Origin of the sequence: Lysinibacillus sp. 54212 (assembly GCF_036662795.1) — a bacterium.
Lineage (GTDB): Bacteria > Bacillota > Bacilli > Bacillales_A > Planococcaceae > Lysinibacillus_B.
On sequence record NZ_JBAFWZ010000040.1, the window covers coordinates 1 to 19,882 of the forward strand.

Genomic DNA, 19,882 nt, shown 5'->3' on the forward strand with positions numbered 1-19,882 from the left:
GTGAAGATTCCTGAAGCATTAGTACCATACATGGGCGGGAAGACAGTCATCGCCCCGAAATAACCGAGTCGGCTCTGCCTCGAAAGCGAAGCGTCAGAGGCAAGTGGATAAGACGGAAGCGTGAAGATTCCTGAAGCATTAGTACCATACATGGGCGGGAAGACAGTCATCGCCCGGAAATAAACGAGTCGGCTCTGCTCTAGTAATTTAGAAAATAAGAAGGTTCTCACATCGGTGAGGACTTTTTCTATATTGTTTGTGATCATGGATGGGGTTTGGCGGAAGTTCTTCGAAAATTTTGGCGGAACGCACCCTTCTCCCCTATAAAGGATTAATACTAAAAATAGGAGAAGTGACGATGGAAATTTTACAGCTTACCGTATTACCAGAACAACTGCTAAAAGAAATGCAAATCATACATCGGCTCGTATTTAACAGTGAATTTAAGCGAGAAAAGCTCATTGGCAAACCGAATTTCTGCGCATTTTTAGCGATGGAGGATAGTAAGGTAGTCGGCTTTAAATTTGGCTATGAGCACGAAGATGGCGTATTTTATAGCTGGCTCGGCGGTGTGCACCCAGCGTATCAGCAGCGCGGTATCGCAAACCGTTTAATGGACGCGCAGCACACATGGTGTAAGGCGCAGGGTTATACACGTGTTCGTACATACGGGCGCAATGAAAAGAAAGCGATGCTCATTGTTAATTTGAAATCAGGGTTCGATATTGTTCGCACATTCCGAGATGATAAAGGCAGACATAAAATTGTGTTTGAGAAGGAACTTTAAGCATGATTAAAAGTTAGATGAATACCTAGGTGTTCGTCTTTTTATTATGCCTTAAATATGGAATAATGAAGATAATAACTACTTAATATAGATAATTCACGTCATTTCGATGGGGGTGTAGTTTTATGGATAAGGTTATGCATTCATTTGAGGAAGCGATTGAGGATGTGTTTGACGGTGCAACGATACTCGTAGGGGGCTTCGGCTTATGTGGAATTCCAGAGCATGCTATCACGGCATTAAAGCATAGGGGGACAAAGGATTTAACGATTGTGAGTAATAACTGTGGTGTGGACGATTATGGTCTGGGTATCCTACTCGCCAATCAACAAATAAAAAAGATGATCGCTTCCTATGTTGGTGAAAATAAAATTTTTGAAAAGCAATTTTTAAGTGGTGAATTAGAGGTAGAGTTAACACCACAGGGGACTTTAGCAGAGCGTATCCGTGCAGGCGGTGCGGGTATCCCTGCCTTTTATACTGCAACAGGCGTCGGTACCACTATCGCTCAAGGAAAGGAAACCAAAATATTCGCTGGCAAAGAGTACTTACTTGAGGAAGCCATTACCGGAGATTTTGCATTGGTAAAGGCTTGGAAGGCAGATCGAGCTGGTAATTTAGTATTTCGCAAAACGTCCCGTAACTTTAATCCACTTGTTGCAACAGCGGGCAAAATCACGATTGTGGAGGTAGAGAAGCTTGTAGAGATAGGCGAATTAGATCCAGATGAAATTCATCTTCCAGGGATTTATGTGCAACGGGTGCTTGTCGGTGATGCATTTGAAAAACGGATAGAACGTCGCATTGTAAGGGAGGGTTCGTGAATGGAAGCAAGAGAGAAAATTATCGCGCGCGCGGTAAAAGAAATTAATGACGGCATGTACGTGAATTTAGGAATCGGGATGCCGACGCTTGTAGCGAATGCAATCCCAGCCCACTATAATGTGATGCTGCAATCAGAAAATGGCTTGCTTGGTATCGGTCCGTACCCTGCTGAAAATGAGGTTGATGCCGATTTAATTAATGCCGGGAAGGAAACGGTTACGACAATTCCAGGCGCGGCCTTCTTTGATAGTGCAGCGTCCTTTGCGATGATTCGTGGTGGTCATATTGATGTGGCCATATTAGGAGGAATGGAAGTATCGGAAACAGGTGATCTGGCCAACTGGATGATTCCTGGAAAAATGATAAAGGGCATGGGTGGCGCCATGGATTTAGTGGCGGGTGCGAAGCGTGTAATCGTGGTGATGGAGCATGTTAGTAAATCAGGTCAGTCTAAGGTGAAAAAAGCATGCTCGTTGCCACTAACAGGCAAGGGTGTAGTGCATCGATTGATTACCGACCTAGCAGTATTTGATTTCGATGATAGTGGAATGCATTTAGTGGAGCTGCAGGACGGGGTAACGCTTGAGGAAGTACGGGAGAAAACGGAAGCGGAATTTATCGCATAATAAAAATAAGCTGTAGCTAAAAAAATAGCTATAGCTTATTTTGTTCATGAAGAAGCGCTTCTTTCCGTATCTTTTTCTCCGCCTTTTTACGTTCACGTAAGGCGCGGAAAAAATCAGTTAAAATTTGCCCGCATTCATCGGCTAGGATTCCTTCTACTACCTCACACTCATGATTAAAACGAGGATCATTTAATAATCGATATAGAGAGTCTACACAGCCAGCCTTTTGGTCTCGTGCACCGTAAACAACACGGGGAATCCGAGACTGTAAAATCGCCCCTGCACACATCGGGCAAGGCTCCAACGTAACATAAAGTGTAGTATCCTCGAGTCGCCAGCTCCCTAGCTTTTCACAGGCCTGCTGAATGGCCATTAGCTCCGCGTGTGTCACGGCATTTTGAGTGAGCTCCCGTAAATTTGACGCCGTAGCGATAATTTCATCGTTGTGCACTATAACGGCACCAATGGGCACTTCTCCAAGCTCCCCCGCCTTTTGTGCCTCCTGCAACGCCTGCAGCATATAAAGGCGATCCTTTTCAAAAACGTCCATACAGTCATCTCTCCTTACAGTGTAGTGTAGCATTACGAAGACCGTTGTTCCAAGAGCAAACATGAGGGATGAACGGGATATATCGAAAACGCCACTCATAGTTATGACCAGTTCGTTTTTCATAAATTGGAATTGTTTGTTTTGTAGCAAATTCCGGACTTATGATAAAATGAAAAGCACTGACTAATATTAAAGGGGGAACTTCTAGTGTCGATTCCGTTTATAACAGTAGAAGGTCCAATCGGTGTTGGGAAAACATCGCTGTCAAAGGCGATTGCTGAACACTTTAACTACCATCTATTAAAGGAAATAGTCGATGAGAATCCATTTTTGGGTAAGTTTTATGAGAATATCGACGAGTGGAGCTTTCAAACGGAAATGTTCTTCCTTTGTAATCGATATAAACAGCTTTCAGATATCAAGCAGCATATTGTAGGCAATAGATCGTCGGTCGTTGCAGATTATCATATTTTCAAAAATTTAATTTTTGCGAAGCGTACGTTAAAGCCTTCTGAATATGAAAAGTACGAGGCGATTTATACTATTTTAACAGCGGACATGCCTGTGCCGAATATGGTTATTTATTTGCATGCAAGCGTAGATACATTAATGAAACGTATTGCGATGCGCGGGCGTGAATTTGAGAAAATGATCTCACGTGAGTATATGGAGCAGCTAGCAGCCGATTACCATGAATTCATTGGGCATTTCGAGAAGATGCATCCCGAAATTCCGGTGATTCAGCTGAATGGCGATAGTTTAGATTTCGTGAAAAATGAAGATGACTTACAATCTATTTTAAAAATGGTAGAAGAAAAGATAACGCAGAGGAGCAAGCAATAGCGATGAATTTACGAGAAAAGTACGGCATTTCAGCAAATACAGTCATTACGATTGCCGGAACAGTTGGAGTAGGAAAATCAACAATGACTAAGGCACTTGCGGAAAGCTTAAAGTTCCGTACATCGTTTGAAAAGGTCGATACGAACCCTTATTTAGACAAATTTTATGATGACTTTGAAAAATGGAGCTTCCATTTGCAAATTTACTTCCTGGCAGAGCGTTTTAAGGAGCAAAAACGTATTTTCGAGTATGGTGGCGGCTTTATTCAAGACCGCTCAATTTATGAGGATACGGGCATTTTTGCGAAAATGCATTATGATAAAGGTACAATGAGTCCAACAGATTATGAGACTTATACTAATTTATTTGATGCCATGGTGATGACACCCTACTTCCCACATCCAGATTTACTCGTTTATTTAGAAGGCCCAGTCGAGGATATTATTGGACGAATTCAGGAACGAGGACGTACGATGGAGCAGCAAACACCAAATGATTATTGGTATGAAATGCACGGTCGTTACGAGGAATGGATTAATAATTTTAATTCTTGCCCGGTTCTTCGTCTTGATATTAATGATTATGATTTAGTCGAAAACCCAGAGCAAATCGAAGGCATTGTCCAACGAATCGCCCACATGCTGGACCAGACTAAGCATTTACGAAAATAGAATCCGCTAACGTGTATGAAGTACTACACTGGGAAATCATAAGTCTGCAGCGATAGTGAAACGGCAGCCGTAAAGTCAGCATTTACAATAATAAAAAGGCATCGAGAATGGATTTCTCGATGCCTTTTCGACGTCTGGAATTGGATGCTACTTTTTATCAATCACTACATGTGTTAGCGTATCCGCTGCAACATCAATATCAAATGCTTTACCGAAGCCTACAACATAGCGCCCTTTTATAGGTGTTAGTTCAAATAAGGAAAAATCCAGTGTACGTAATAGCTTCATCATATTGGCACTATGAACATCATCGAATGCTGCAAATATTTCCTCATATCCTTCATTGCCTAAAATTTTAGGGGTACATTGCCAGCGAGCGCGCTCTGTTGCAAAGTGATTTTGTGTTACGGCTTGATCGGCTACACATAATACATCTACGACTGATGCTTGCTCTAGTAACGAGTGATGTTGGGCGATTCGACTTACGTAAACATAAAACTTTCCATTTACCTGCACAAAAGCAGCTGAACTACTAAATGGATGCCCTTCTTTGTCTACTAGGCTCAGCAGTAAGCTCTTTCTTCCTCCAATAAAGGCTTTATAATTTTTTCGAATGTGTTCAATATCAATTGATTTTTGCATATAGGCAGCTCCTAACATTTCACTGTATTTTTTAATTGAATTCGAGGGGCTGAATCCCATGTAACATGCTGGATTTCTGCCTCCATCTTATAAATGGACTGAATCATATCCTCTGTCATCACATCATCGGGTGTCCCTATTTGTGCACGATGGCCGTCTTTTACAACCACAATCCGATCACTATAGCTTGAAGCTTGGTTGAGATCATGAAGCACCATCACAACCGTCATGCCCGTATCCCGATTAAGTTCACGTACTAGCTCAAGCACCTCATGCTGATGGGCAATATCTAAATAGGTTGTTGGTTCATCTAGGAGTAATATTTGTGGTTTTTGGGCAAGCGCCATCGCAATCCACGCCCGCTGTGATTCTCCGCCTGAGAGCGCGGCAATTGGACGGTCCTTGTAATGAGCTAGCTGCGTTTTTTCAATTGCCCAATCAACAATCGAATAATCCTCATCATTTAACCGTTCAAACCACTTTTTATGAGGATAACGACCGTAAGCTACTAAATGACGAACAGTAATATCCGAGGGGGCCGTATTTCGCTGACTGAGGATGCACATTTTTTTTGCAATTTCCTTTGACGATAAAGTTCGCATGTTTTGCCCATGGAATGTAATTGTACCTGCGCTATAAGGAAGCATACGTGCAATCGCTTTTAGAATCGTTGATTTACCTGAGCCATTTGGACCGATAATGGAGAGCACCTCACCTTCTTTGACATCGAATGAAAAACTATGGACAACCTCTTTTTGCTCGTAGCGAACGGATAGCCTTTCAATATTTAACATTAAAACGCCCTCTTTCTCATTAAATATAAAAAGTACGGACCACCAATAACCGCCATTAGAATCCCTGCTGGAATATCCAGTGGTGCGAATAACGTACGTCCACCCGTATCAGCAATTAATAAAATGATCGCACCCATGGCCATGCTCATCGGAAGCATATATTTATAATCTGAGCCAACAAGTAAACGTGCCATATGCGGAACAATTAAGCCAACAAAGCCAATCATCCCGATTGCTGCTACTGAAATAGCGGCTAAAAATACAGCTAAAATGGAAAGTATAATTCGTATTCGTGTAACATTTTCACCTAAATTCGTAGCAACCTGATCGCCTAAACGAATAATATTTGCCTTTCGAATGGCGAAAATGGATAGGATCCAACCAATAATCGCATACACATAAATCATTTGTAACGAGGCATGCCCTTTTGCAGCTAAGCTACCATTTAGCCATTGGACTGCTGAGGGTAAACGGTCGCTGTATAGAATCGAAAGGAATCCAATGATCCCTCCGCATAATGCATTGACTGCCACCCCCGATAAAATAATTGTAATAGGTGTAATGCCGGTACGGCGCCAAGCAAGGGCATACACAATGCTAGCAGCAATTAAACCGCCAACAAATGCGGCAATAGGGATTAAATGTGTATATTCTGGGTTTGCTAGCATGATAAGTAACACAAAAGCAGCGGCACCACTTGTCACACCCGTTAACCCTGGGTCTGCAAGTGGATTGCCCATGACTGCCTGTAGCAGTGCACCAGAAATAGCAATGTTTGCACCAATAATGAGTGCCAGTAACACACGGGGAAGGCGAATATCCCAAATAATTGTTACATAAACACCTTCCTCACGCCCATGAAGTATCGTTTTTAAAATATCGGGAATCGAAATATGCACACTGCCTAATCCCATCGCAACAATTCCTGCAATTATTGCTAACACAAACGTTATAATGACAATTGTTCGGCTCCTTGTTGTACTAATCATGTGAAGCTCCCCATCTATTCAAAGAAGTAATCAGCAATTGTTGTTAATGCTGTGTCGACGTTCGCAATCGATGTAACGCCAAAGGTACTGTAATCTAGCATATAAATTTTATCGTTTTTGTATGCTGACAGCTGTGTCCAAGCGCTATTTTTAGCAACCTCTTGCTTGAATTTATCTTCATTTGCTCCGTGATCCCCCGAAGCTAAAACAAAAATCATATCTGGATCTGCAACAACAATTTCTTCTAAGTTGATGGGAGAATATGTAGATTCTGTTTTTAATACAGACTGTGCAATATTATCTGCTCCAAGTCGTTCTACTAAACTACCAAGATACGATTTTTCGTTCATGACCATAAATGAATCAGCCGTACCAATTGCAAGCATGACAGATGGCAGTTCCTTTCCTTCTGCCATTTTTTCTAGCTCTTGTTCTTTTGCTACGATATGTTGTAGTACTTCATTCATTTTCTCTTCTTTACCAAAGTAAGTACCAAGCACCTTAAAGCTTAGTTTTAAATCCTCATAGGAATCTGTTGGCAAATAGGCTGTTTGTAAATCCATGCCGACTAGTGCTTTATCAAGTGAATCCTGTAATGAAGCGGCACCAATTATTAATTCGGTTTGTAAGCTTGAGATAACTTCTAAATCCGGTGCCATTGGTGAACCAATACGAGAGATCGCATCAAAATCAGCTGGAATAGGATTTGTTGAAGTTGGGACGCCGACAGGTACAATGTCCAGCAGGTGTAGCATCTCTGTCAATGGAACAGAGGTTGTAACAACGTTGTTTGGCATCGTTTCTGGGAAAGAGGCTAATAGTTCTTGGAATTTTTTTTCGTCGACACCATCTTGAAATGCCGTAGTGTCGCTATTTTTCTCTTTGTCTACTTGTTCCTGCGAATTTCCCTTCGAGGGGTCATCATTTTTAGCCGCTTCCTCTGTACAGCCAAAAAGCGCCAATGATAACGTTAAAAGACCGATACTTGCATATTTTTTCATAAGAATAACCTCCGATTAAATGATAATGATTTTCAATATCGATTATGCTATCAGAGTTTATTGAGAATGACAATACCTAATTGAGAATATTTTTGGAATAATGCTTATTTTTTCAAGAAAGAGTAGGTAGAGCAAATGTTGTTCTTTAGCTAGTCATGTCGAGGATCTGCTCTATAATATAATGGTGTAAAGGACGGTGTATAACATGAATGTAGCAGTTTATTGTGGTTCACAAATGGGGAAAACAGTAGTATACCAGGAAGCGGCAGCTCAGCTTGGAGAAGCACTTGCTAGGCATAGGCATGGCATAATATACGGAGGATCAAATGTCGGTCTAATGGGAAAGCTAGCTGATGCAGCCCTTCTTGCAGGGGGAAAGGTGATTGGTGTTATGCCAACGCATTTACAGCAGCGTGAGATTGCCCACAAGAGCCTTTCAGAAATTCATTTTGTGGAGTCAATGCATGTACGAAAAGCAAAGATGGTTGATTTAGCTCATGCATTTATTGCTCTACCAGGAGGCTGTGGCACATTAGATGAATACTTTGAGGTGTTTACATGGGCACAAATAGGCTTACATGAAAAGCCTGTCATTTTATATAATGTGAATGGCTTTTATGATGCACTTATTCTGCATTTTGAAAAAATGTTAGCAGAAGGTTTTATTCGAGAAGAGCAGCGAGTTTTATTACATATAGCCACATCGGCACAAGATATACTAGACATTTTGGCGGGATGATTCTCGTCTTTTTTTTTATTCAATTATCAACTTTTTCCCTACATCTCAGCGTCTAATTTATGTATACATTGAAAATGCCAAAAGGAGCCTTTGGATATGAGTGATTCACATGTGGAGCAATTATTTGTTTCATTCATTCGAGCGAATAAGGAGCGCTTTTATTATCTTGCATATAGCTATACGAAAAATGAGCAGGATGCACTCGATGTGGTGCAGGATAGTATCCAAAAAGCGTTGCAATCGCTTCGTACATTAAAAAATGAAGATCAATTAAAAAGCTGGTTTTACAAAATTGTTGTGCGCACAGCAATTGATTTTTTAAGAAAACACAAGCGAACGCAAGTAATGGATGATCGGGACTTAGCAGAAATTACGCCGCAGCAAATTGATACGTACAACAATATTGATTTAGCCGATGCACTTGATACACTCCCAACAGCCTATCGTGAAGTAATTATTCTTCGCTATTTTGAGGATTTAAAAATTGAGGATGTTGCACATGTATTAGATATCAATCTTAGTACGGCTAAATCAAGACTCTATAAGTCGTTGAAACTGTTAAAAATTCAACTGCAGGATGAAGGAGAGACCGAATGATGGATGATCGTTTGAAAAAGCTAGAGAGGCAATATAAGGATGTACAGATTCCAAAAGAGCTCGACGCCGTTGTGGAAGCAAGCTTAAAAAAGGGGCGTAAAAAACGTGCACCGAAGTGGATGATGGGCTCTGTAGCCGCCGCTGCTTTATTTACAGCAAGCTTAAATATGAGTCCAGCGATGGCTCGAAATTTAGTAGAAGTTCCGGTACTAGGTAGTATTGTAGGAGTGTTAACCTTTGTGAATTATGAGCTAGAGCAGGATACGTATTCTGCGAACATTAAAGTGCCTGAAATTACGGGTGAATCAGCCGAAATTGCCGCTTTAAATGAAAAATATGCAGCAGAAGGTAAGGCTTTGTATGAACAGTTCACCGCTGATATGAAGGAAATGGAGCAAGAGGCGGGTGGTCACCTAGGTGTGGATAGTGGCTATATCGTGAAGACCGATACGGAGCAACTTTTATCGATTGGTCGCTATGTTGTAGAAACAGTTGGTTCATCCTCTACTGTAATGAAGTACGATACGCTCGATAAGAAAAAAGAAATGGTTATTACTTTACCGAGCCTCTTTAAAAATGATAGCTATATCACGTTAATTAGCGAAAATATCGCTGAGCAAATGCGTCAACAAATGAAAGCAACGAACGGAGAAAAAATATACTGGGTGGGTGGTGCGGGCCTACCAGATGAGGATTTATTTGATCCATTTACAACGATTAAGGCAGATCAAAATTTCTATATTACATCCCAGGGTAAGCTCGCTATCGTATTCGATAAATACGAGGTTGCGCCTGGCTATATGGGTGTTGTGGAGTTTGAAATTCCTGCAGAGTTACTAACAGATGTATTAGTTAGCAACGAATACATTCACGATTAATATGTAGAAGGCGCTCTGAAAATCGACGGAGATTTTCAGGCGCTTTCCCTTTTCTCATTGCAAAATAAGTGCAGCGATAATAAGTGGTAATGTAACAAGCATGAATACACCAAAGCTCCATAAAAGTTGCTTAGTGGTAGACATATTTTTAGGGCGAATGCTTATTGAATCGTATAAGGCTGTAATCGCCTGCTGCTCCTTTTCGTATAGCATCGCTTGAAATTTCTCGTAATCCTCGATAAAGGATGAAGGATTCTTGTAATGAAAGCGAATGGCTCGAATCTCATCTGTCACATCCTTATCGTTATGCAAATAAATAATAGTCGGTGCCAATCCCCCCGTAGACTTGGCAATTACATTAATATCAAATGTGGCCATTTTATACGTAGTTTTCCCAGCTTCATTTATTTCCTCACGAATTAAATGATTCATAGGTCCAATCCTCCTTATCGTTCTATCAAAAATTCAAAAAAGAAGTAATTTATAACCGAAATAACGACATTAACGAAAAATTATTAGGATTCCAACGGGAAATACTTTATTATTTTTATAATTACAAATATTTAGCTATTTGTAAAAGATTATTAACTAGGGGATGAGGAAATGGCAACAATAACAGTTGAGGAACGCTTTTTAGCTTTACCAACAACAGCAGTTTCAGATGCAACAGGGGGTCATACAAATGTTGCGGCATCGATTAAACCAATTGCTGATCATGTTAAAATTGCAGGACGTGCATTAACGGTTCGCCTTCCAGATGGCGAAAATGGAGCTGTTCTTGAAGCAATTAGTGTTGCAAAAAAAGGGGATATTTTAGTTATTGATGCAAAGGGCAATACGAATCGCGCAGTAGCTGGTGATTTTGTTATGAGTCTAGCTCAAGGTGTCGGCGTACAGGGGTTTGTGGTAGACGGGGTAATCCGTGATTTAGCGGCCGCTCGTGATATCGACTTCCCGGTATTTTCTCTTGGCACAACAGTTGCAGCTGGCAATAAGCATGGCGGCGGTCTGGTTGGTGTACCAGTATCTGTTGGGGGTGTCGTGGTGAACACGGGAGATATTATCGTCGGCGATATTGATGGGGTCATTGTTGTTCCGGCAGCCGATGCAGAAAAGATTGCAGAAGGTGCGGAGGCAAAAGTGGCAAAGGATGAAGCACGCGAACAAGAAGCGCTAGCAAATGGGGAAGCATCAATCCGAGCCTATTTAGCAAAAGTAGTAAAATAACATAGAGGAAAATGTAAACGCAGGAGGTTGAATGACCATTCTTGCGTTTTTTATGGACTCCAAAGGCTACTAGCCGGATTTTTTAAAATACTAGCCGAAATTTCGAAAATACTAGCCACTTTTTTCAAAATACTAGCCACTTTTTTCAAAATACTAGCCAAAATTTTAAATTTACTAGCCAATGTGAAACGGAGCCAAAATATTACTAGCCTTTCAAAGTGAATACTAGCCAATTTTCCGATTCAATTAGCCATTCTTGTAACTATTACTACTAGCCATTCTCCTTTTACAAAAAAATATTCTAATTTCGTTGCATAAAGCAAAAATAGGTGTATAATATGACCAGGTGACCGGAAATGGAATCTGGTCATTCTACTGGAGGGTGAGGAATGGATCGCAAACAGGAAATTTTACAGGCTGCTGCTAAGTCGTTTTCAATGTTTGGCTATAAGGCAACGACAATGGACCAGGTAGCAAAATTCGCGAATGTCGGTAAAGGGACGATTTATAATTTCTTTACGAATAAAGAAGAGCTGCTGCAGGAAGTTGTCATTTCCATGATTCGTGACATGAAGGTAGAGGCTGAACAAGCGATCGATACCGAAGCGAGCTTTATAAAAAATGCTCATAATGGCTTAATGAAGATGCTTCAATTCCGAGAGCAGCATTTATTATTTGCTAAGCTAATTGAGGAAGAAAAGGCAATTCAAACACCAGCAGTAAAGCAAATGCTTATAAAAATCGAAGCGGAAATTATTACGTTTTTAGCAGATCGAATCCGGATAGGTATTGGGAAAAAGGAAATTCGACCTTGTAATCCAGAGCTTGTGGCTTATTTATTGCTAAAGTCGTACTTAGCAATGGTTGTCGACTGGCAGCTCACACATGAAGAAGCACTTCATGAGGATGAGATTTTAACGCTTTTTAAAGAAACGCTATTTAGAGGTTTAGCAACAACGTCGTAAAAATTTGTTTTCGCAGGAAAACGAATTTTTTATGCATAAAAATGACCAGATGACATAAATGGTCATTTGGTTTTAGGAGAGGATATTTTGTTAAAGGCAGAATGGTTAAAAATTTTTAAAACGAGAAAAATGTTCGTTGCCATGATCGCTATTTTATTTATCCCTGTGTTATATAGTGGGATGTTTTTATGGGCTTTCTGGGATCCTTATGCGAACTTGAAAAATATGCCGGTAGCTATCGTAAACGAGGATAAGGGCGCCGAATTAGATGGAGAAGAAATGGCACTTGGTGATGCTCTAACCGATAAGCTAATTGATAGTGAGCAATTTAAATTTATCGAGGTAGATGCGGAAAATGCAGAGCAGCAATTAGAGGAGCAGGATTATTATATTTTAATTAAAATTCCAGAGAATTTCTCACAGCATGCCACAACCTTACTTGACCAACATCCAGAAAAGTTAACACTCGAGTACATTCCAAATGAAGGCTTTAACTTTTTAGGTGCGCAAATAGGGGAAACGGCTTTAGATCGCATTAAGGCGGAAGTGAATAATCAAGTATCTAAAACATATGCCGAAAAATTATTCGCTTCAATTACACATTTAGGTGATGGCTTTAATGAGGCAGCAGATGGGGCAGGGAAAATAGACCAAGGTGCACAAAAACTAGCTGGGGGAGCAAGTGATTTAGAGGGCTACTTACAGCAATTAGCCTCTAGCACAATTGAGCTATCTGACGGCTCTAAAACATTAAAAGAAGGAGTGCACTCTGCAAATGAAGGTGCTGAGCAATTAGCACAAGGCGTAACAAAGCTTCAACAGGGTGCCACACAGCTGGCAGACGGTGCAAATGCAGCAGCTCAAGGGGCAACTGGGTTACAGCAAGGTGTAACAGACTATACAAATGGTGTTGCACAAGTAGCAGACGGTCAACAATCCTTAGCACAAGGGCAGTCAGATTTAGCGGCTAACTTAGAAAAGCTAGCAAACGGTACAGCCGGTCTTGATGATAATATTGCGTCTCTAGCTACTGGCTCTAACGATGTGGCAGGGGGAATTGAACAATTAAAGGCTACTCTTCAGCCGATCATGGCATCACTACCAGAGGAGAGTCAAAAACAGCTTGAGCAATCGCTCGCACAGCTTCAGGCAGGCAGTAGTAAAGTGAGCGGTGGTTTAAATAAGTTAGCAACAAATACAGCGGGCCTTGATGATAAGATCGCTGAGCTGTCAAAAGGCAGTGCACAATTAAATAATGCACAAGGGCAAATAGCAGCGGGTATTGAAAAGTTAACAAATACTTCCTCAGCTTTAACCCAAGGTGCTGCTAATTTAGCCCAGGGTAATGCCACATTAGCTTCAAGTTTGCAGCAATTTGTAGAGGGTACAAATAACGCGGCATCAGGAGCGAATGATTTAGCAGCTGGCTTACATCGATTAGTGGGCGGCTCCGATCAATTAACGGATGGAACAACTCTATTAGCAGAAAAGTCTGGCGAGCTTGCACAGGGCTCCAGTACTTTATCTTCTGGTACAAAAGAGTTAGTAGATGGAACAACAACGCTGGCAGAGAAATTAGCTGATGCAGGTGAAGAAGCGGATGTTCGTGTAACAGACGAGAACTATGAAATGCTCGCAACTCCGGTTGAGGTTGAAAAAACAGCCGTGAACCATGTACCAAACTACGGCTCTGGCTTTGCTCCATACTTTATTTCCCTAGGGTTATTTGTAGGGGCATTGTTAGTATCGATTGTGTTCCCATTAGTAGAACCAGCCGTTCGCCCAACAAGTGGATTCAAATGGTTTATTAGTAAAGTATCCGTGTTAGCAGTAGTGGGGATTATTCAATCTGTAATAACAGCAGCTGTCGTAATTGGCTGGTTAGGTTTAGAAGTGGATAGCTTATTATTATTTATCGGCACAAGCTTTATAACAAGCTTTACATTCCTAGCGATGATTCAATTATTAGTATCTGTATTGGGAGATCCAGGCCGTTTTATTGCAATTATTATTTTGATATTGCAATTAACAACGAGTGCAGGGACATTCCCATTAGAATTAGTACCAGATCAGCTGCACGTATTTAATACAGTCCTACCGATGACCTTCTCGGTGCAGGCATTTAAAGCATCGATTTCAACAGGAGATACACCATTCTTAATGTACAATTGGTCAATCCTAAGTGTATATCTTGTTTCATGCTTAGTCCTATCCTTAGGTTATTTCGCATTAGTATTTAATAAACGCTATTCAAAGAATGCTGAGCAAGCATAAAAAAAGGGATTCGCAGTTTACCCTGCGAATCCTTTTTAAATCAGAAACAAAAGCCTTTATGAAAATGACATCTTGTTCATTCTCATAAAGGCTTTTAGCTTATGCTTTTTTTAAATGTTCAGCTTGGTATGCTGCAAATTGTTCTTCATCGAAACGTTTTTCCCATTTCGTCATAACAAGTGCTGCTAATGTGTTTCCTACTACGTTTACAGCCGTACGCGCCATATCTAGAATACGGTCGATACCAGCGATAAATGCAAGACCTTCAAGTGGAATACCTACAGTACCTAATGTTGCAAGTAGTACAACGAATGATACGCCAGGAACCCCAGCAATACCTTTAGACGTTATCATAAGTACAAGCATTAGTGTGATTTGTTCCGTAATACTAAGGTTAATACCGTACATTTGTGCAATGAAAATAGCTGCAATCGCTTGGTAAAGTGTTGAACCATCTAGATTAAATGAGTACCCTGTTGGAATAACAAAAGATACGATATCTTTTGGACAACCCATCTTTTCTGTCTTTAACATGATACGTGGAAGTACTGTTTCAGAAGAAGATGTAGTGTATGCAAGTAGAAGCTCGTCCTTAATCATTTTGATCAATTTAAAGATATTAATCCCGACGAATTTTGCTGTAATGCCAAGAACGACAACAACAAAGAAAATCATCGTAGCATAAACTAAAATGGCTAATTTGCCTAATGGGATTAGAGAAGATAACCCGAACTTGGAAACGGTTACACCAATAAGTGCAAACACACCAAATGGAGCGAATTTCATTACTAGGTTCGTGACCCAGAACATCGCATCTGCTACACCTTGGAAGAATGCTAGGACTGGCTTTCCACGTTCTCCAATTGCGGCTACTCCTAAACCGAATAACACAGAGAAGAAAATAATCGCTAACATATCGCCCTCAGCCATCGACTGAATAACGTTTGTTGGAACGATATCTACTAGAATCTGGAGCGGTCCATGATCCTCTACTTCTTCTGTTGTACTCACATAACTAGAAATATCCCCTTTAGATAATTCATTCATATCAATGCCAGCACCTGGTTGGAAGATGTTAGCTGCAAGTAAACCAACAATAATTGCTACTGTTGTGATAACCTCAAAATAAATAAGTGTTTTTCCGCCAAGACGACCTAGTTGCTTCATGTCACCAGTTCCGGCAACACCAACGATTAATGTCGAAATAATAATCGGTACTACAATCATTTTAATTAAATGAAGGAAAATATCCCCGATAGGTTGTAAATACGTTACGACTGTATCATTTCCATAAAATACAGCCCCTACAACGATACCTAGTACTAAACCGATTAAGATTTGGCTGGCTAAACTAATTTTAAATTTTTTCAAAAATAGTTCCCTCCCCAAATTATTGATTGTGGTCAAGCATAAACCTATCTTATAGTAGGGTTATAAAATCCGACAAAATCCGACTAATTCAAGCGATTTAAAATTTCGGAATATAGTACTTGTATGAATTTTTTAATATTTACCTTTGCCTTCCGTTCCCCATCTAGCTCGATTTGATTCATTAACTGGCGAATATCCGTCAAATCAAAATAACGTGGTGCATAATATTCAAATTCAGAATTCGTATAATCTACTATTCCCAAATTGGCTAAGTTAATCATGGCAGCTAAGATGGTGCGGCGAATACGCTGTTCTATAGCCTTACTTTCTTTCAACACATCATCGGGTGTTGATTTTGTTTGCATGGCGAGCTTTTCATACAGCTCCTTTAAAGGTGGAAGCGGTGCAATTGTATGATTTTCATACAGTAGCTGCTCAATGATTTTAATAATATCCTCACTGCCTACCTCACCGACAATCCCCATATCATTTAATATGGATTGAATATGATCTCGGGTCGTTTTTTTCGTATGGACAGGATTAGACGCTTCAAAGCTTGTAAGTGAATCACGAATCGCCTGAATTGAATTTTTTAAGCGATGCTGCTCGATCGTTTTACGAAGTATGGATTGCACCTCTATCTGATTTATAGGCTTATGAATAAAAAATTCAATTCCTTTTTCGTAAGCCTCTGCCACCATCTCCTTATTATTCACCTGTGAAATCATAATAAAGTCACCACTAAATCGGTTCGCTCGTAATTGTTCAATGGTCGCTATGCCATCTAAAATAGGCATAAGTAAATCAATCAGCACAAGATCAGGCTGCATCATTAAAATTTGAGGAATTGCATCTTGACCGTTTGCTGCCTCCCCAATTACTGTACCGAGTGCAGCCTCATCGATAATGGTCGATAGCATTATTCGACTTGCTCGGTCATCGTCAACTATGTAATAACGCATAAAAACCTCCTTTTAACAGAATGAATCCGTTGGAATAATAATGGTGAAAATGGTTGTATGCTCGCTCTTTACGGTTATTGTCCCCTCTAGGTGAGTTATTATGGCTTGGACATGAGATAATCCAATACCTGTGGAAGCAACCCCAGAGGCATTATATTTTGTTGTATAGCCAGGATCAAAAATGACGGGTAACAGCTGCTGGGAAATGACTGGACCGTTATTTTCGATAGTAAAGATTGTAGTATTATCTGTTAAGGAAACCGATAGCAGTATTGTCCCATCCTGTTCAATCGCCTCTACGGCATTGGCAATAATATTATTCAACATCGCAAGTATTAGCATACTTTCCTTCGTTTCGAAATCTTCATTAAAGGTTGTTTCAAATAGAATCCTCTTACCGAGATGCTCGCTATAACGGGCGTTAGCTTCTGTGCAAAAGCGTAATAAATCTGAAAGTAAAAAAGATGCTGTTCGTTCAGTGGTGACGATTTTAGAGAGACCAGCATAAATCCGTTCCGTATCCTTTTTAATTTCATGTATTTCCTGCGCAAGCATTAATGCCTTTATGGCGAGTGTTTGATCAATCTCCTTTAGTTTTTTATACAAGTCGAAACCATTAGCTGTAATTTGTTCGATAGTATCCATCGATTTTTGTAAATAAAGTGTTTCTACATAGAGCTCGGATTCAATATTGAGCAGCTGCTCGGTTCGCTTTTTTTGCTCTGTCACGGCAATTGAACTAAACAACCCAACAACAAAAAAGCTCCGTAAAAAGGCTACTCCTATAAAAAGAAGAAATTCATCAAACAAGTCCCAATGCTGTGTCAGGAGAATAGAGGTAGCTAATTGCTCGACGGAGTTGGCGACTATTTCAAAAAGAGCTCCATATAAGCCAAGGATAAATGGGCGCATACGTACCGAATCGATTTTTAAAAAATAAAGGCAGCTAGCAAAGGTAATGTAAAATAACGCAGCTGGCAAATGTGCGAAAGCGTGAGAGATAATTTCTTCTTTATATAATAAAAAATCAAGTAGGGTGCGAAAAACTAGCACTATACAGGCTGTAATGATTCCCGTTCGAATGATTGGAACGGGACGAATTAAAATAGCCAAAAAGAAAATAATACTTCCTAAGCCAAAGCGGAATGGTGCACCATCAAACGGCATAATTTTAATTTCGCTACCAATGGCAGTTAAAATGGCAATCAGTAGTATGGTCGCCATGGAGCTCGGCGTCTTTGAAATTTTAATGATACGTTCCATTTGGGTGGACCCCCTTAAAAAGTGATGGCAGCTGTGTCTAGAAAACGTATTTTTAATTATGTGTCAGTGGGATCACTAATTGCAAATAACTGAGTTCAAATAGGTTGTATAAAGATTTTTCTGAATAGGGTGATTTTGGTTGGTGGATTTATTTTAGTATTCTTTTGTTACAGCTCGTCGTGTACACACGATGATTACTGGCGGAACTGAGAGAAGAATTTTTACGCTTATAATAAACGAAGTCCATTATGAAAAGCCTGTTTGTGCATTTTATCAAAATCGATATACGACTTATTTAGAAATATGTGTCAAAAGGAGACTAAACGCCTAAAATGGCACATATTTAAATTTAAGTCGTATGTCAATCCTGACAAATCGCGTTTTTCACGTTTTAAAATTGTAGCTGTAAAAATAGTATAGTAAGAATAAATAGCTTATTGAAAAATTATAATAGAAAGAATGGAAATGTATTATTCTGAGTGGGGAACTGTTTGAAAGGACATAGATCCGCTAGGCGCCATTTCTCGAAAAAAAAGAATGAGTTTTAATGGTTTTTCATTCAAAACGGTATTATTCAAACAGGTTCTTTAGGGAAAGTCACAAATGCTTTTTAGTAATTATCCGTGATATTTGGTAATGCAGCTGTTTGGATTAGTTTGGTTTTGTACCGGAAACGGCCATTTTTACATTAAAAATAGTATGTTTTGGGACGAATTGATACTTATATCTTTTATATAAGTAGTCATTCCTCACACTTTAACTCCACCGATTTGTCCTTTGCGCGAAGGATTCCTTGGTGTAGCTCATCAGATGTCTTTTTACTACCGTACGCTATAAAAACAATTATCAATATTTACAACTAGCCTCATTAATATAAAAACAAGCACTTGCCGTCTGTAATTATAAGGGCAAGTGCTTTATTTTATCGCATTTAATATATTAATTTATCCAACATTACTTTGTGTTTAAAAAATGATCCTGTAGTTTTAAATATTCAAAAGACTCTTTGTCCATAGTTGGATTCCATTCGTTGGACAGCTCCTCTAGCCACATATACAGCCAAGCATAATTACATAAAACTAATATACTAGTGCCAAGTTCATCATTATCATCACTAATAACTTTTTCCTGTCCTTTAAAATCAACAAAATATACAGTGAATTTTAGTTTTCTTACTAGACAAATAGCTTTCTTTTTTGATTGGAATACAGAATAATAATTTGATGGTATATATTTTTTTATCACTTCTTGTGCCAATTCAAGATTGAGTTCAGCTATTTCATCAATATTCTTTAGTTCTTTTGGATTTGGTTTCAAATAGTTTTTTATAGATTTTTTTACTTAATACACCTAAATAGAAAAAAGCCAAATCTTCATTTATAAAATTGATTATTAATCTACTTATCCCACGAGATACTTTATAAATATTAAATTCCTTATTAAGCCCGTGTTCTAAATAATAGTATATCTCCTGATCTATTCTATTATCATATATTGCCCTAACTTCTATATTTCCATCTGTAGTTTCTGTTATATAGAATTTTTCATTCCCTAAAAATGCTATAAGTTTTTCTAACATAGGACATTCCTCACTTTATCAATTTTATAAAGCCTTGTTCAATTAATTCTTCTACTGATAAAACGTTACCGTGGGAATCAATACCAAAAAAATGTTGCCCTCCACCCGGTTTATCAAACCATGGTGCAATTTCTCCTTCAATTACTTTAAAAAACTTCTTAACTTCATATTGATAGTAGTTAGCTCTCGAACTATGGGGAGCAAGTGCTCTCTGTTCAAAAGGTATTCCAATGGGAGATAAAAAGTAATTAAAAAAGTCATAAGTGGAATTCCACTTCTTCTCATTTCTGTCTTTCGAT

Annotated in this window: 25 protein-coding genes; 11 read left to right on the top strand and 14 right to left on the bottom strand. The window is 39.5% G+C overall.

The genetic code is table 11. From position 1 onward, the window contains the following. On the bottom strand, window positions 1-266 hold a 266-nt coding region (locus tag V4T18_RS17210; RefSeq protein WP_332651526.1), incomplete at its 3' end, for a hypothetical protein. A 92-nt stretch (window positions 267-358) separates the two neighbouring features. Here V4T18_RS17210 and V4T18_RS17215 point away from each other — a divergent pair. From V4T18_RS17215 to V4T18_RS17225, 3 genes are all read left to right on the top strand, one after another. Next, window positions 359-787, top strand: a complete 429-nt coding sequence (locus V4T18_RS17215) for a GNAT family N-acetyltransferase (RefSeq protein WP_332651527.1) — start codon at window positions 359-361, stop codon at window positions 785-787. A 125-nt stretch (window positions 788-912) separates the two neighbouring features. After that, complete coding sequence (locus tag V4T18_RS17220; protein WP_332651529.1) at window positions 913-1,611, top strand: CoA transferase subunit A; 699 nt, start codon at window positions 913-915, stop codon at window positions 1,609-1,611. Continuing rightward, the gene (locus tag V4T18_RS17225; protein WP_332651530.1) at window positions 1,612-2,238 is read left to right on the top strand and encodes a CoA transferase subunit B; all 627 of its coding nucleotides are present in this window, start codon (window positions 1,612-1,614) and stop codon (window positions 2,236-2,238) included. It begins immediately after the preceding gene. A gap of 28 nt (window positions 2,239-2,266) precedes the next feature. On the opposite strand, the gene tadA is transcribed toward V4T18_RS17225, so the two are convergent. After that, a complete protein-coding gene (gene tadA, locus V4T18_RS17230) occupies window positions 2,267-2,788 on the bottom strand; it encodes a tRNA adenosine(34) deaminase TadA (RefSeq protein WP_332651531.1) in 522 nt (173 codons plus the stop codon). 207 nt (window positions 2,789-2,995) lie between these two features. Here tadA and V4T18_RS17235 point away from each other — a divergent pair, with 207 nt between their 5' ends. Together V4T18_RS17235 and V4T18_RS17240 are read left to right on the top strand one after the other, a co-directional pair. After that, entirely contained in the window at window positions 2,996-3,631 is a 636-nt protein-coding gene (locus tag V4T18_RS17235) for a deoxynucleoside kinase (RefSeq protein ID WP_332651532.1), read from the top strand. A gap of 2 nt (window positions 3,632-3,633) precedes the next feature. Further along, complete coding sequence (locus V4T18_RS17240) at window positions 3,634-4,302, top strand: deoxynucleoside kinase (protein WP_332651533.1); 669 nt, start codon at window positions 3,634-3,636, stop codon at window positions 4,300-4,302. 147 nt (window positions 4,303-4,449) lie between these two features. On the opposite strand, the gene V4T18_RS17245 is transcribed toward V4T18_RS17240, so the two are convergent. From V4T18_RS17245 to V4T18_RS17260, 4 genes are read right to left on the bottom strand one after another with little or no spacing between them, the layout of a single operon-like run. After that, window positions 4,450-4,944: a pyridoxamine 5'-phosphate oxidase family protein gene (locus tag V4T18_RS17245; RefSeq protein WP_332651535.1), complete on the bottom strand. Its 495-nt coding sequence runs from the start codon at window positions 4,942-4,944 to the stop codon at window positions 4,450-4,452. Between the two features lie 11 nt (window positions 4,945-4,955). Further along, window positions 4,956-5,738 (bottom strand): ABC transporter ATP-binding protein, encoded by a 783-nt coding sequence (locus V4T18_RS17250; RefSeq protein WP_332651537.1) that lies wholly within the window; start codon window positions 5,736-5,738, stop codon window positions 4,956-4,958. Beyond that, the gene (locus tag V4T18_RS17255; protein ID WP_332651539.1) at window positions 5,738-6,727 is read right to left on the bottom strand and encodes a FecCD family ABC transporter permease; all 990 of its coding nucleotides are present in this window, start codon (window positions 6,725-6,727) and stop codon (window positions 5,738-5,740) included. Before V4T18_RS17255 ends, V4T18_RS17250 begins: the two co-directional genes overlap by 1 nt. A 14-nt stretch (window positions 6,728-6,741) precedes the next feature. Beyond that, window positions 6,742-7,728 carry an ABC transporter substrate-binding protein gene (locus V4T18_RS17260; protein ID WP_332651541.1) on the bottom strand — a complete coding sequence of 329 codons (987 nt, stop codon included), beginning with the start codon at window positions 7,726-7,728 and terminating at the stop codon, window positions 6,742-6,744. A 205-nt stretch (window positions 7,729-7,933) separates the two neighbouring features. Here V4T18_RS17260 and V4T18_RS17265 point away from each other — a divergent pair, with 205 nt between their 5' ends. The 3 genes from V4T18_RS17265 (at window position 7,934) to V4T18_RS17275 (ending at window position 9,942) form a co-directional block, all read left to right on the top strand. After that, entirely contained in the window at window positions 7,934-8,467 is a 534-nt protein-coding gene (locus V4T18_RS17265) for a TIGR00730 family Rossman fold protein (protein ID WP_332651543.1), read from the top strand. A 96-nt stretch (window positions 8,468-8,563) separates the two neighbouring features. Continuing rightward, window positions 8,564-9,064: a sigma-70 family RNA polymerase sigma factor gene (locus V4T18_RS17270; RefSeq protein ID WP_332651545.1), complete on the top strand. Its 501-nt coding sequence runs from the start codon at window positions 8,564-8,566 to the stop codon at window positions 9,062-9,064. Then, complete coding sequence (locus tag V4T18_RS17275; protein WP_332651569.1) at window positions 9,064-9,942, top strand: DUF3298 domain-containing protein; 879 nt, start codon at window positions 9,064-9,066, stop codon at window positions 9,940-9,942. Before V4T18_RS17270 ends, V4T18_RS17275 begins: the two co-directional genes overlap by 1 nt. A 54-nt stretch (window positions 9,943-9,996) precedes the next feature. On the opposite strand, the gene V4T18_RS17280 is transcribed toward V4T18_RS17275, so the two are convergent. Continuing rightward, window positions 9,997-10,374, bottom strand: a complete 378-nt coding sequence (locus V4T18_RS17280; protein ID WP_332651547.1) for a sodium:proton antiporter — start codon at window positions 10,372-10,374, stop codon at window positions 9,997-9,999. A gap of 171 nt (window positions 10,375-10,545) precedes the next feature. On the opposite strand from V4T18_RS17280, the gene V4T18_RS17285 reads away from it, so the two are divergent. After that, window positions 10,546-11,169 carry an RraA family protein gene (locus V4T18_RS17285; RefSeq protein WP_332651548.1) on the top strand — a complete coding sequence of 208 codons (624 nt, stop codon included), beginning with the start codon at window positions 10,546-10,548 and terminating at the stop codon, window positions 11,167-11,169. 50 nt (window positions 11,170-11,219) lie between these two features. On the opposite strand, the gene V4T18_RS17290 is transcribed toward V4T18_RS17285, so the two are convergent. Next, the gene (locus tag V4T18_RS17290; protein WP_332651550.1) at window positions 11,220-11,351 is read right to left on the bottom strand and encodes a hypothetical protein; all 132 of its coding nucleotides are present in this window, start codon (window positions 11,349-11,351) and stop codon (window positions 11,220-11,222) included. A gap of 207 nt (window positions 11,352-11,558) precedes the next feature. Here V4T18_RS17290 and V4T18_RS17295 point away from each other — a divergent pair, with 207 nt between their 5' ends. Both V4T18_RS17295 and V4T18_RS17300 read left to right on the top strand, forming a co-directional pair. Next, on the top strand, window positions 11,559-12,134 hold the full coding sequence (locus V4T18_RS17295) for a TetR/AcrR family transcriptional regulator (protein ID WP_332651552.1): 576 nt from the start codon (window positions 11,559-11,561) through the stop codon (window positions 12,132-12,134). 87 nt (window positions 12,135-12,221) lie between these two features. Then, window positions 12,222-14,408, top strand: a complete 2,187-nt coding sequence (locus tag V4T18_RS17300) for a YhgE/Pip domain-containing protein (RefSeq protein ID WP_332651554.1) — start codon at window positions 12,222-12,224, stop codon at window positions 14,406-14,408. Between the two features lie 99 nt (window positions 14,409-14,507). Here the strand turns inward: V4T18_RS17300 and V4T18_RS17305 are convergent, their stop codons facing one another. From V4T18_RS17305 to V4T18_RS17330, 6 genes are all read right to left on the bottom strand, one after another. Further along, entirely contained in the window at window positions 14,508-15,779 is a 1,272-nt protein-coding gene (locus V4T18_RS17305; protein WP_332651556.1) for a cation:dicarboxylate symporter family transporter, read from the bottom strand. Window positions 15,780-15,862: 83 nt separating this feature from the next. Beyond that, window positions 15,863-16,741, bottom strand: coding sequence for a response regulator (locus V4T18_RS17310; protein WP_332651558.1), 879 nt, complete (start codon window positions 16,739-16,741; stop codon window positions 15,863-15,865). A 12-nt stretch (window positions 16,742-16,753) separates the two neighbouring features. Then, window positions 16,754-18,004, bottom strand: coding sequence for an ATP-binding protein (locus V4T18_RS17315; protein ID WP_332651560.1), 1,251 nt, complete (start codon window positions 18,002-18,004; stop codon window positions 16,754-16,756). Between the two features lie 954 nt (window positions 18,005-18,958). Beyond that, window positions 18,959-19,321 carry a hypothetical protein gene (locus tag V4T18_RS17320; RefSeq protein ID WP_332651563.1) on the bottom strand — a complete coding sequence of 121 codons (363 nt, stop codon included), beginning with the start codon at window positions 19,319-19,321 and terminating at the stop codon, window positions 18,959-18,961. Beyond that, the gene (locus tag V4T18_RS17325; RefSeq protein WP_332651565.1) at window positions 19,287-19,583 is read right to left on the bottom strand and encodes a hypothetical protein; all 297 of its coding nucleotides are present in this window, start codon (window positions 19,581-19,583) and stop codon (window positions 19,287-19,289) included. The genes V4T18_RS17320 and V4T18_RS17325 overlap by 35 nt, the downstream gene beginning before the upstream one ends. A gap of 10 nt (window positions 19,584-19,593) precedes the next feature. Then, a partial coding sequence (locus V4T18_RS17330) for a TNT domain-containing protein (protein ID WP_332651567.1) occupies window positions 19,594-19,882 on the bottom strand: 289 nt, incomplete at its 5' end.